This window comes from Rhizobium lusitanum (genome assembly GCF_014189535.1).
GTDB classification, from domain to species: Bacteria; Pseudomonadota; Alphaproteobacteria; order Rhizobiales; family Rhizobiaceae; genus Rhizobium; species Rhizobium lusitanum_C.
This window is the reverse complement of sequence record NZ_CP050307.1, coordinates 2335543-2349886: the sequence shown is the minus strand read 5'-3', so window position 1 is coordinate 2349886 and position 14344 is coordinate 2335543. Positions and strand designations below refer to the sequence as shown.

The following is a 14344-nucleotide window of genomic DNA, read 5'->3' as shown; positions in this document are numbered from 1 at the left end:
CAACACCGTGCCGTCACCGGACGCATCCAGACTATGGCAGCGCCCTCGGGGGAGAGCATTTCGATCTCGGATGTGCTGACGAGCGCCAGGCGGTCGAGCGCCGCATGCACGCCACCCGCCAGCGCCATGTCCGTTTCATGATTGCGCAGGCTCTCGCAGGCCAGATGAATGGCAACGCCTGAGGATGAGCAGCCGGTATTGACGGCAAGCGCCGGGCCTTTCAGGTTCAGGTAGTATGAAAGGCGGGAGGCGACGATGGCCTCCGAGGCGCCGGTAAAATTGCTCGCCGCATATCGCACGGGCTCGGCGCCGACAAAAATGCCAACCTGCAGATCCGACAGAGTTTTCGGGTTGTATCCGGCATCTTCCAACCCTTTCCAGCTTTCCTGCAGGATCAGGCGCTGATGCGGGTTCATCGATTCCGCTTCGCGGGGCGAAAGAGAGAAAAACAGCGGATCGAAAGAGGCTCGGTCCTTCAGAACGCCGCCCCACTGGCAATAGGTCTTGCCCGGCTGCCTGGTCTCGCTGAAATACCGCTGCCGATCGAGATACTCCTCCGGCAGCTCAATGACACCGTCATGACCGTCGATGAGATTCTGCCAGAAGCTTTCGACATCTTCGGCCTCGGGAAATTGTCCCGCTATCCCGATGATCGCAATGTCATCGCGCGTGACCGGAGCATTCCGGACCGGCCCTGCCTGCGAAGCATCCGGTTCCGGCGCTCGCCCTTCCTGGTCATTCGAGGATGGCGGCACAAAAGGTTGGGGAGGCGTTGTGGGCGCCGCATGATCCATGTCGTTCTGAGTATCGTCGACAGCTTCGCTGTCATCTGCATCGGCCGTTTCCGCCGAGGCCTGCCTCAGTCGCTCCGCAATCTCATTCTGGTGGTTTTGCAGGATGTATTTCGTCAGGCGATCGACCGTCGAATAGTCGAAGATGATCGCTGTATTGAGCTCGATCGCCAATACGTCCTTAAGCCGGTTGACGAAGTTCACACCCAGTATCGAGTCAACGCCGTAATCGGCGAAGGGCACATCCTTTTTGATGCTGTCCCCCGACACTTTCAGCGCTTCGGCCAGAGCGCTCAGTACATAGGCTTCGACATCCGTTCCGGAGACCGCAGCCGAAACGGGATTTTCTGTGGCCTTCGCCGGCACGGGCTGTCGCTGCGGTTGGACCTTGGCAACGGGCGGACGCACGTTTGCCGCGCCTTCCTCCGATCGCGTCATCACCCTTTGCCGAATGACCCCGTCGCTCTCGGCGACCAGTACCTGCTGTCCCAGCCGACCGGCGTCCGGTTCGGGAATAAAGACCGAACCGAAGCCCTCCTGGCGAAAAACAGACTGCCAGCTTTCGACAGCAAGCAGCGGCGAACCGTGGATGCGCAACGCCTCGTCTTCATAGCGCCACCATCCGTCCAGAAGACCAAATGTCAGCGTGCCGAAGATCGATTTCTCGGTGAGCTCGTTTAGCAGCAGGATGCCGTTTTTCTTCATCGCCGCCTTGGCGTTGCGAAGAGTCTCCCTGATGTTCTTTGTGGCATGCAGCACATTGGTGGCGATCACAATGTCGTACGCCCCCAGATCAATGTTCTGTTGTGCGGGGGGCTCTTCGACGTTCCAAAGCTTGCACGTCAGGAACGGGTAATTTGTTCCATACTGCGTCTTGCCATGAACCAGGAAAGCATTGGAAATATCGGTATAGCAGTACTCCCGGATATGGGATTGAAACGCGGCGATATGGGGAAGAACGATAGCCGCGGTGCCGCCGGTGCCCGCCCCGATCTCGATAATACGGATACCGCCTTCAGGCCGCTGGGCCACCAGCAAGGCAAGATAGGCTTTTGCCGTTTCGGCAACCTGCATATTGAAATAGTCTGCCCGCTCGTTGTGCTTGTATATGCTTTCAACTTTTTCCAGCGACGAGTTGGGGAAAATGACATCCGTTGCCAGAACGACACCGCGCAGAATGTCCGGCAGATGTTGCAGGCAGTCATCGATCAGTTGGACAACCGCCCGGCTTTGCGGGTCCTGAAGATAAGCAGCCTTGCGCGCATCCCACGATGCCTGAAATGCCTGCTCGGACTCGATGCTGTCGAAAGACCTGTGGTCGGATAGCCGGACCTGGCCGTGCTCGTGGCGCACATAGCCATGCTGCTCCAGGATTTCCAGGCAGCATTCCTTCCACCAGCGGGCATATTTGTCCAGCACCCCTGCCTTTGCGCGCAGATCCTCAACCGAACCCGATGAGGTGGCCGGCTCGGTGAAAACACCGAGCCGGCGGATCTGCAGGAACAAGCGTTTCGATATCCATTGATCCAGTTCCTCGAAGGGATTCGGCTTTGAGAGAATATCCGCTTTAAGCTTGCTCATAATATTCTTCCTTCAAACGGGCAAAGAGCGATGGGTTCGCATGAGACGAGAGATAGCTGACCTCGTTCTCCCTCAGACCCATCATTTCCTGTAGGGGCTGTGACGCGGGCATGCAGAGCAGTTGGCTAGCGCCGCCCTTTTGCAATTGGCTGACAAATCGGTCGAAGAATTGCGTACCGACCTGATCCTGGATCAGACCGAACCTCGCGGATAACGGAGCCTCGAGCGGCGTCCCCTTGACGGTCGCCTCCCAGTATCCCCAGTTGATGATGCCTACCGGAAAGCGGCTTCGATGACGCTGCGATCTGGCTGCAGCATCGGCAAAGGTAATTCCGGTTGCGTAGCCAACACTGTCCTTTGCAGACAGGAAGGAAAAGGACTGGACCGATGAGAAGTAGCAAAGGAAGTCCAGCGGCTCGTTTTCCAGCGCAGCGTGGAAATGACGACTGCCGGTAATCTTGACGTCCAGAATATCCGCGAACTCCTGTTCGGTCGTTCCGGCGACCGAATTCTCGGGATGAAACACCAGGCTGGAAAAGATCGCGCCGTTGAGGACTGGATATTTCTGTTTCACTTTATCGATGGCTTGCCTCAGCGAATCCGCCTGGGTCACGTCCGCCTGAACGTACCAGGGGGTGGTCCCCAGCTCCTGAAAGCGTGCCAGCTTCTTCTGTAGGGACGGATCACTTTCCGCACTGCGGCCCAACCACACCACTTTGGCACGATACCGCTCGATCAAGTGACGGGTGATGATCTGACCGACGGTTCCCGAACCGCCGGCAATCAGATAGACCCCGCCGTCTCTCAACCCCGGCGACTTGCTTTCCGCGTCCCACTGCCATTTCAGGAAGGACTGCTGATAACGGCGACCCGACTTGATTTTGACCGCCGTTCCACGGTCGGACGGCAACTCGTCGAGCATCAACTTCAATGCGGCCTTACGTGTCTCGTCGTCCGCAAGGTCGCTGCGCGACAGGTCGACATTTCTGACCAGAAAGCGGCGGTCTCCCTGAGCGATCGCATAGGCCAGCCCCGTCAGGCCACCCCCGTCAGGCTCGTTTTGCGTATCGTCAGGCTGATGATTGTCCAGAGTCAGGATAAAGCAGTCCGTCACCGTGCCTGCCTCATTGTGCTGTTGCAGTGTTTTCACCAGGCGCAACAACTGGATTTCATTAACGGCCGAATGCTGGATCTGCAGATTGCCGTCTGCGGACGGCTGCGTTTTCGGAGCGGCCGCAACAAAGAAGACGCAATCGGGCGTCGGCTCACCCTTGAGGCACAGATGAAAACCCTCGGGATCATCGACGTCACAAGACCATTCCGTATCCGAAATGCGCCGTGTAGTTTGACCGAGACGGATCTGCGTTACGTTTGCGTCGGGATGTTTTCTCCGGCACTCAGCCAGAATATCTTTCTCGACCTGAAGGATGGATTCTCCATGCACGAGCAAAATACGTTTGAGCGTCCGGTCCTGCCGGACAGACCGAGAGGCCGGTAGTTCATTCCATACCGGACGGTAGGTGAGTTGATCCCAGGACAGGTCGTCGGAGCCATCAGGTCGCAAAACTGTCGTTTGCTCGACTATCGGCGATGGTTTGAGCGTCATTGACTGCTGTAGCTTTGACAGCAGACTGCCATGTCCGGATGGTTGACCACTCCCGGAGGAGCTGACGTTGCCTTCGGGCGTCCAGTAACGGTCGCGGGCAAAAGGATAAGCCGGCAAACTAATGCGATAGGGCCTGTCATCGCCATACAGCTTGTTCCAGTCCGGGTTGAGGCCCTTCACCCACAGGTCAAGCAGCTTCGGATACTTCCGCTGCGCGATCCACCGGTCGATGGTTTCCTGCAGATCGGCATCGCCGGAGAACAATGCGATGGTCTCGTCGTTCCTCTTCGCCTGCCCTTGCCAGAGATCGTCCAGATCCTGCTCACCGGCCAGCCAGGCCCCGAGCTTCTCCGACAGCTGTTCGGCAGAGCTGACCAGAATGCCCAGACGCTCCTCCATGGCCTCCCTGCCGACCTGGAGCGTATAGGCCACGTCAGACAGCGCCAGCGTCGGATTTTCAGCGACAAAGGACTGAAGATTTTCAGCCATTTCCCGCAGACGCCGTTCATTCTTTGCCGACAGCACGATGACGCTCGGCGCACCAAGTGATGCGCTCGTCTCTCGGCTGTCCCGTCCGCCGTCCAGATATTCCTCCAGAATGAGGTGCGCGTTGGAGCCGCCTGCGCCAAACGACGATATCCCGGCGATTCTCGGTATCGACTGGCCATCGATCACCGGGTTCTCCCAATCTCTCAGCGATTGATTGACGACGAACGGCGTCCGGTCGAAATCGATATTCGGGTTCAATACTGCCGAATGCAGAGACGGGGCGATCTTCTGATGTTTCATCTGCAGCAGAACTTTTGTCAGTCCCGCAATGCCCGCCGCTGACTCGCCATGGCCGATATTGGATTTGGCGGAACCGACGAAGCAAAATCCGGTATCCTTCGTATACTGGCCAAATGCCTTCGTCAGTCCGGCAATCTCGATGGGATCGCCGAGCTTCGTGCCGGTGCCGTGCGCTTCTATGTAGCTGATATGCCGCGGATCGGTGCCGGATTCCGCCAATGCGCGACGGATCGAGGCGGTTTGCGCCTGCGGATTGGGCACCGTGTAGCCGTTGGTTTTCCCGCCATGATTAAGAGCGCTGCCCTTGATGACACCGTAAATATGATCTTGATCCCTTTGCGCTTCGGACAAGCGCTTGAGCACCACCACGCCGACGCCTTCGGCAGGGATATAGCCGTCACCGCCCACCCCGAAGCTTTGGCACCGCCCTTCGCTGGAGATAAATTGTCCGGCGCTGAGCATCAGATATTTGTTGGGATGAACGGTGGTATTCACGCCGCCTGCGATCGCAAGGCTGGTTCGCCCCAGCTTCAAATCCTGGCAAGCCAGATGGATTGCCGTCAGCGAAGAAGAACACATGGTATCCAGCGTCATACTGGGACCATGAAGGTTGAGCACATAGGAAACTCGGTTGGCGATGCTGGCCAGGCTGACCGCAAAGCCCATGCGATTTCCGCGCAAGCTCGCTTCGGCTCCGAAGAGCTGATATTCGCCATACATCACGCCGACATAGACACCAACCTGTCCCGCCAGATTCTGCTCGTCGGCGATTTGCAGACCGGCCCGCGTATAGCCTGCGTCTTCCACCGCCATCCAGGCATGCTGCAGGAACAACCGTTCCTGGGGGTCCGTATATTCGGCTTCCCTAGGCGACATGTTGAAGAAGAAGGGATCGAACTCGTCGACGCCCTCGATAAACCCGCCCCATTTGCTGAAGTGGTTTCCGGTTTGACTACGATCGTCGCTGAAATAATCCCGCCAGTCCCAGCGCTCTTTGGGCACCTCCGTAATGCAGTCTTTCCCATCACGCAGGTTTTGCCAGTATTCATCGATATTAAAAGCCTGCGGATAGCGGCCGCTCAAGCCGATGATGGCAATCGGCTCGTCGGCAACAGCTCGAGGCGGCGTGATCGCAGCCGGTGCATTGTGTTGCAGCGGACGCCTGCCCGACAGCGGCGCCGTTCTTTTTGAACATCAGAGATGGGAGCTGCCGCCGTGCGGCTCTCGTTCTGTTTCTCAGCCGGCTGACGATCCGCGGGTGCGAACAGGCCTGCCAGTTTATCGGCATGCGAGGCTGTAAAATATTCGGCCAACTCGCGAATGGTCTGATATTCGAACAGCAGCGTCTTCGACAAAGCTCCGAAGGTTTTCTCCAACTGATTGGTCAGATTGACTGTCAGGATCGAATCGATGCCGTATTGCTCCAGCGGCGCCTGCGGATCAATGCGAGAGGCGGGCAGCTTCAATAGCGTCGACAGCTGCTTGGCCAGGAAGTCCTGGGTTTTTTCCAGCAGGCTGTCGGGTACCGGTAGCGTCGACGGTGCTGGTGCCGCTGGTGTCCGCGCCTCTTCTGCGGGCGCCGACTGAGATGGCGTCTCCTCATTGAACAGCAGCTGACGGATCTGCGGCAGATCGCCTTCCATCACCCCGACCTGCGCATTGCCCGAACCCAGGCTCTGGTAGAATGAAAGCAATCCAATATCGGTCTGCATGGGATGCATGCCGGTATTCTCGCGGATCCGCTGCTGAATTACCGGATCCACCATCATCCCGCCGTCCTGCCAAAGCGGCCAGTTGATGGACAGGGTCTGCCCGCGTCTTTCCTTATCGGCTACGAGCGTGTTCCGGTAAGCGGCAAACTGATCCAGAAAACCATTGGCTACGGCATAATCGGCCTGGCCCATACTGCCCATCGCGGATGCCTGAGAAGAAAACAGCACCAGGAAATCCAGATCGAGGTGCAGGCTCGCCCGGTCGAGGTTCCATGTGCCCGTCACTTTCGGTGCCAGAACCTGGCGGAACTCCCCCGCCGTCTTGTTCAGGATGAACTGATCGGCAATCATTCCGGCGCAATGAAGAATACCGTTCAGGCGTTTGTACCGGTCCCGAATGGCCGCGATCAAAGCAGTCACCTGCTCCGCATCGCAAACGTCCAGCTGCCTGTAGTCGATTGCGTCCTTTCGAGAAGACAGGGCCTCGAGCCTGATCCTCCGCTCCTCCGTCAGCGCAGAGCGCCCGGTCAGAATGACATGGGCATTCGGGACTTGCTTGAGAATTTCCCGGGTGAAGATTGCACCCAGGCCGCCCAGTCCACCAACGATCAGATAGACACCCTGATCCTGGAATACGACACGGCTGTCCGTCTGTGCCGGCTGTATCTCCTGCCAGCGCAGCACATCTCGGGTGCCGTCCCGATAGCGGACGACTGTGCCGGACGGCGCAGCCTGGTTTTCGCACAGCCGATCCGCCAGATGTTCGGTACCGATCTTGGGATCGACGATGACCACTTGGCCCGATAACAGCGGATTTTCCAGCCCCGCCGTTTTCAGCAGTCCGGACAGGCCGGCAAACACTGTCTGCATGGGGTGATCGGGGACGACAATCTGAAGCAGGACTTTGCCACGGGGTTTGCCTTTGAGGATGCTCTGAACCTGTTCAAAGCAGGCCAGCGCATGCTGGCTATAACGCTCCGCCACATCACTGCCGTCTGTGGTCTGAAGCTGCCTGCAGCGGCTGCGAGACAGTCTCGCCTCAAGATCAGCGAGGTCGATAGCAGGCATTTCGCAGAGAATGACATGGTGATCATCCAGGGACTCCTTGCCAGCCGGCACCGGGCGCGGCTCCCAGGCCGGCACCGCGAGCAGGCTCCCCGCCCGTCTGGACGCCTCGCCGGCATTCAATCCGGCACCGAGGGCCCTGAAGGAAAGTCCCTGGATCTGCACACAAAGCTGTCCATCCTGATCCATCAGATCGATGTCGAGTTTCGCCACCTTGTCCTTGGCTTCGCTTCCCTTAGCGAACCGCACCCAGGCCAGCATCTCCCTGGTGCATGACGACAAGACGCGCAGGGATTCCAGGGCAAAAGGCAGCGAGACCTGGTTCGAAACGTCCGAAATGTCCGCAAGCAGGTTGATGGATGCCTGCAACACGCTATCCATCAGGCTTGGGTGCAGCTCATAGTCGTGACGGCCGCTTTCGACGCTGGAAGGCAAAGTCAGCCGGGCTAGGCATTGCCGATCTCCAAATTGGATGGAAGCGATCCCTCGATGGGCAGGCCCATAGTTCACACCCGCCCCAACAAAGGCCGAATAGATATCAGCGGCATCGAGATGTGTGGATTTCATCTCGGTTTGCAGTTGCCGGATATCCAGCGAGGACGACTCCGTCCGATGGCCGAGCGCGGCTTTTCCCTGGCTGTGGAGGATCCTCTCCTCCCCCTCCAGGCTGTAGACTTCGTAGCCGACAAGGTCCTGGCCGTCCGGAGACGGCATGACGGACAGATCGATCGAAACCTGTTTGCTTGCCGCAACCGTCAAGGGCTTCACCCAGACGATATCCAACAATTCCAGAACGGCGGCTTCAGGCCGATCAGGCAAGGCTCGCGTGACGGCGGCGCGCACCATTTCCAGATATGCCACGGCCGGCAGGATTTTTTGTCCGTTGATCTGATGATCTTTTAGGAAGAATTCCTCGCCGCTGAAGACGGAGCTGTAACGCTGCTGCGCCAGATCGGAGGTATTCCGGTGTAATAGCGGATGCAGGACCTCGGTCAGCAATCCGGTTCTCACTGGACGAGGCTCCGCCGCCGCATCGACCCAATGCCGCTCCCTTGCGAAAGGATAGGTCGGCAACGGAATTCGCTTCGATCCCCGTGCAAACAGCTCCTGGAAATCCAGTTCATATCCCTGGACATAGAGTTCCGCGATCGTGGCGAGATGTTCCAGATAACGAACATCGCCAGCGGTATGCTTGCATTCCTGAATGCACAGGTTTCCGTATTTTTTCAGCGATCCCTGTTCGCGAATCTTGCCTTCCGGGAGGACAGAGGAATAGACGCGGCTGTCCCTGGCAGCTTTTCCTGTCGTTGTCAGCCATTGCTCCAGCAGCTGAAGCAGCTCCGCCTGGCTGCGCGCGATGCAGGCAAAGCGATGGCTGAGATGCATGCGACCGACAAACAGTGTGTGGCTCACGTCGTTCATCGACAGGTCCGGCGTCTGCTTGCAGAACGCCAGCAGATTTCCAACCTGTTGTTTTAGCTGTTCTGCGGTTCGCGCGGAAAGCACCACCAGATAACCGGGGGATTCGATGGCGCGGGACGCGCCTCCGGCATCTCTTCAATCACCATATGGGCATTGGTGCCGCTAATACCGAAAGAGCTGATCGCGGCGCGGCGACGCTGATCGTCGGCCACATGCCAGTCCGACAACTCCGTGCAGGGATAAAATGGACTGGACGGGAAGTCGATGGCGGGGTTTGCTTCCTGAAAATGCAGCAGCGCCGGAATCTGGCGGTGTTTCAGAGCCATCAGCACTTTCAGAACGCTGGCGATACCGGCCGCCAAAGTGGCATGGCCGATATTGGCTTTGACCGAACCGATCGCGCAATATTGCGTCTTGTCGGTATAGTGCCGGAACGCATCGGTTAAGGCCTTGAATTCGACCGGGTCACCCATTGGAGTACCGGTCCCATGCGCTTCAACGAGCTGGATGGTTTCGGGATTGATCTGAAATTGCTCATAGACGGAGAGTTCGAGGCGCTGCTGCGATTGCGCACTCGGGGCGGTAATCCCGTTGGTGCTGCCGTCCTGGTTCATTCCGCTGCCGGCGATCACGCCATGGATGGTATCGCCGTCCTCCAACGCGTCCTGCAAGCGCTTCAGGACAACCACACCGACACCTTCTCCCGGTACGAAGCCATTGGCTCCGGCGTCAAAAGCACGGCATTTGCCTTCAAGAGAAAGCATGCCGGCGCGATTGGTGACCTGATGATAGTCGGGCTTCAGCTGTAGAAACACGCCCCCGGCCAGGGACATATCGGTTTCCCGTGACCAAAGGCTCTGGCAGGCGAGATGAATCGAAACCAGAGAACTGGAACAAGCCGTATCGACCGAAATCGCTGGCCCCAGAAGGTTGAGATAATAGGCGATCCGGGCCGGAATTATCGATGGGGCATTGCCCCAGAAAGCTTGCGCAGGCGGCTCCTCCGAAAAGAACTGGGCATACTCCGAACGGCTGCAGCCGGCAAAAACACCGCAGCGTTTCTTATCCATGCCTTTCCCGGCATAACCGGCATATTCCAGAGCCGTCCAGCACTCCTCCAGGAATATGCGCTGCTGCGGGTCCATATACATGGCTTCCAGCGGCGAAATCCGGAAGAAAGCCGGATCGAACAGATCGACGGACTCGACGAAGCTGCCCCGGCTGCAATAGGTGGTTTCCGTACTGCCGGGGCTGATGCATTCGGTTTTGTCCCAGCGGGAGATCTCCTTGACCAGATCCTTGCCGTCTCTGAGATTTTGCCAGAATGAGTCCAGAGACTCCGAATCTGCAAAACGACCGCTCATCCCGATGATGGCAATGGGATCGTGACCGAAACCATGTGTGCGATCCGGCGTGGGCATGGAGACGGCGCTAAGGGCCGGACGCTTCAGATCCACCACCTCGCCTGCCGGCGCCGGTATATCCTTGGCCTTCATTTGCTCGGCCGTGTACCGAGTTTCTGTCAACCGCGCTCTGACCGCTGCGCCCCAGACAGACAACACATGGCCACTGAGCTTCTTGACAGAGCCGTAATCAAATAGATGATTGGTTTCGAGCTTCACCTCGAGGATGGCATTGACGGATTGGACGAGTTCCGCGCCCAGGATCGAGTCGATACCGTAGTCGGCAAAGGATGCATCGTAGTCGATGAGATCCGGATCGATTTCCAGCGCGGCGGACAATTTCTCCGTGATGATCCCTTGCACATGATCGGCCATCATCTGCTCGGTGACGGCGGGGGAATCCAGCCGTTCGCGGCGGCCTCGCCTGTCTTCTGGCATTTCCAATGTTGGCTGCGGGATCGGTTCAGCGGTGGGAGAACGGGATTCTAGCGCCGGCTGACGGGCAGAATATCCGGCGATGTCTCGCGCCAAACCATTGTCCGCATATTCGAAATGATACTGCTCCGGATTGAACGTTCGCCACTGCTTCAATTCCTCGAACGTACCGGGGAAAACCGCGACATTCTCACCCTGTTTGGTCTGATACCAGGACGAACATCCGCTTGAGAACGATCCCAACTGATTTCGCTCCCTGACGAACGCCACGAATTTTTCGGCCTCCGCTTCCTTGGCCTCAACCGACGTCACATGGTTGGCTTCGCAGTAGCGGATGATCTCCAGGAAGTTCTCGCAGCTATGCTCATATATCGCCGTGATCGAGGTCGCATTGGTGCCCGAGTTCGGCCCTGAAGCCAGGAAGAAATTGGGAAAGTGAGAGACGGCAATGCCGGCATGGCTTTTGGGGAAGTCCCCGAAATACTCGTTCAGCTCCAGCCGGTTTCGTCCCCGGATCGTGATCCTCGGTTTGAAATCGTGCAGATCGTAGCCGGTCGCCAGCAGGATGATATCGAATGCTTCCGCATCTTTTTCCGTCTCGATACCGGTGGCGGTAATTCGGGCGGCGGGCACGGTTTTCAGCTCGACATTGTCGGCCCGGATCTGGTGGTGATAGGTGTGCGACATGCAGGGCCTGCTGCATCCGGGCGAATAGTCCGGCACCATGTCGATCTCGCGCAACCACTGATAAAACGAGCGCCAGTCGTCATTCATGTCGCGGGAAAAATATCGCTCGACCTGCGTGTCGGGATGAAAAGGATTGATCTGAACCGGATCATTGGAAATGGCGTAGAACTCATCCGCTCCGGCCAGATATTCACCCCGATGCTTCAGCCAGAATTGATAGTCGCTGCCGAGCTTTTCCTGGGTTTTCCTGCCATAAGTCGCTCTGGGATAGATGTATTTGGGCGAGCGGGCGTAGACGACCAGCCTTTCAGCAACGGGCTGTAGTGTTTCCACAAGCTGAATTTGCGTCGTGCCGTTGCCGATGATGGCAATCCGCTTGCCGGCGAAATCCCAGTCGTCCGCACGGCAATCCAGCGCATGCATCAGGAAGCCTTGGAATTCGTCCATCCCCGGAATGTTCGGGATGTTGCCAACATGCCCCTGACCTTCGTTCGCCGCATGAATATAATATTTGGCCGCTATCGTTTCTTCATTCTCGGACGTCAGCAGCCATTGCCCCGCCTCTTCCTGCCAGCTGGCTTCCCTGATTTTTGTGTTGAACGAGATATGTGAGTAGAGGTCGTATTTTCGGGCGATCCCTTGCAGATATTTCAGGATATCGGGCTGCTTGGCCCAGATGTCGCCGGTGAAGTGCTCAAACGAATAGGCATAGGCGAGCATGGGGATATCGCAGCCGCATCCGGGCCAGCGATTGACGAACCAGACGCCGCCGACATCCTCATTCTTCTCGATGATCCTGAAGGGGATATTGGCCTTCTTCAGGAACACACCCATGCAGAGACCGAACAGCCCCGCCCCGCCAATGACCACCAGTGGGGGTTGGCCGGAAGCCACGGCCGATTTACCTGACGGTGACGGCATGATCGCTTTGCTACGACCGAACGCATCATCCTGCTCGGCCCCTCGAGTTGCGTATGCGCGGCTCTCTGGGACATTCCGCAGCCTGTATGCCTCTCCCACGAATGGATAGGCGGGCAGGCTAACGCGCCTTGGCCGATCGTCCCCGTAAAGCCGCTGCCAGTCCACATCGAACCCCTTGACCCACAAGCCCAGCAGTTCCGGCAATCTTTTGGCGACAAGCCATTCCTTTGCGGCTGCCATCCTGTCCTTGTCGCGAGCAAGGGCCCTGACATATTGCGGATCGGGTTTGGCGTCCCCTCGGAAGAGGTTTCCAATGTCCTGCGCATCATCAAGATAGGCGCGCAGTTTTACCTGCAGCTCACCGAACGAGCCGACGATGAAACCCAGACGATAGGCCATGGCGTCCCTGCCGGTTTGCAGGGTGTAAGCCACATCCGTCAGCCTCATTTCGTTTCCGTCATCGCCTCCTGCTCCCAACCGGTCGGTCAAACGCAGCAGATCACGAACCTTCTGCCGCAACTGATCCGCCGTACGCGCCGACAAGGCGATGGCCACCTCGGTGTGCTGGCTGCGCCAAGAGCCGGATTCCAAGATATTTTCGGCGGGCAGATATTCCTCGATCACTACATGGGCATTGGTGCCGCTGCGACCAAAGGCGCTGACGGCACCGATCCGGGGCTTGCCCGCCGTGCGCTGCCATTTCCGCCTCGACCGGTTGACATAGAGGGAAACATCTGTCCGGTTGAAATGAGGGTTTTCTTCCTCGCAATGCAGGCTGGCCGGAATTTGTTGATGGCGGATACTTTGCAGCAGGCTGACGAGGCTGACCAGGCCGGAGGCGGCCATCGTATGGCCCAGATTGGCTTTGCAACTCGTGATGGCGCAGTTGCTGCGCTCGCTTTTCAGATCTGGCTGTCGGTCGCGCAGTTTTTTGAACGCGTCATGCAGAGCATTGACCTCGACCGGATCTCCGAGCTTAGTTCCCGTCCCGTGAGCAACGATATGCCCGATGTCATTGATATCGATCTTGTGGTCCGTGTAGATCCGCTCGATGAGCTCAGCCTGCATCTTGCCGTTGGGGGCAGTGACGCCATTGGTCTTGCCGTCGAAATTGATGCCGCTGGCTTTCAGGACACCATGAATCGGGTTTCCTTCCGCAACGGCCGCGGCCAGCGGTTTCAGCACCAGCACGACGACCGCTTCTCCAACCCCGATGCCATCGGCATTCGCGGCAAAGCTGCGGCACTGCCCCTCGGGCGACAGCATGCCGGCGCGACTCATGGTGATATAGCTGTAGGGCGACAACGTCAGCGCGACGCTTGCGACCAGAGCCGTATCACATTCGCCCTGACGCAGGCTCATGGCCGCCTGGTGCAGGGCGACCAGCCCGGACGAGCAAGCCGTGTTGGTAACAATCGCCGGGCCGTGCAGATCCAGAAAATAGGAAAGACGCGAAGCGATCATGGCGGCACCGCCGGTGGTGATCCCGCGCCACCCGTTGAGCATCTCGTGCTGGCTTTCTTCCATCCCGACGAAGACGGCCGTTCTCGATCCCCTGATCGATTGCGGCGACAGACCGGCATCCTCGATCGCCCGATAGGATTCCATCAGCAGCAATTGCTGCGCGGGGTCCATGTCCTGCGCCTCTCGGGGAGAAATATCGAAGAACAGCGCGTCGAACCGCTCGATATCCCGGATGAAACCGCCCCGGTTGGTGGTGATTTTATTGTCGGGGTCGCCGGGAGCGATAAAGTAATCGCGCCAGTTCCAGCGGGTTTCAGGAATGTCCATGATGGCGTTCCTGCCATCGGACAGGAGCATCCATAATTCATCGACCGTGTCAGCATCGGGAAAACGACCCGCCATCCCGATAATGGCGATAGGCTCCTGTTGCTGCGTTCCACCCTGGACCGACGCATGGCCTTGACGGAC

At 58.1% G+C, this 14344-nt stretch carries 2 protein-coding genes and 3 pseudogenes; all 5 read right to left on the bottom strand.

All coding sequences use genetic code 11. From position 1 onward, the window contains the following. Nucleotides 1-15: 15 nt before the first annotated feature. Nucleotides 16-1865, bottom strand: a pseudogene (locus HB780_RS13530) (beta-ketoacyl synthase N-terminal-like domain-containing protein); the annotation flags it as partial. A 493-nt stretch (nucleotides 1866-2358) separates the two neighbouring features. Then, nucleotides 2359-3108: pseudogene (locus HB780_RS33515) on the bottom strand (KR domain-containing protein); the annotation flags it as partial. A gap of 951 nt (nucleotides 3109-4059) precedes the next feature. Further along, nucleotides 4060-5865 (bottom strand): annotated as a pseudogene (locus HB780_RS33510) (beta-ketoacyl synthase N-terminal-like domain-containing protein); the annotation flags it as partial. After that, entirely contained in the window at nucleotides 5847-9050 is a 3204-nt protein-coding gene (locus HB780_RS13520; protein ID WP_435693865.1) for an SDR family NAD(P)-dependent oxidoreductase, read from the bottom strand. The gene HB780_RS13520 and the pseudogene HB780_RS33510, both read right to left, overlap by 19 nt. After that, entirely contained in the window at nucleotides 9020-14287 is a 5268-nt protein-coding gene (locus HB780_RS13510) for a beta-ketoacyl synthase N-terminal-like domain-containing protein (protein ID WP_435693888.1), read from the bottom strand. Before HB780_RS13510 ends, HB780_RS13520 begins: the two co-directional genes overlap by 31 nt. Nucleotides 14288-14344: the final 57 nt, after the last annotated feature.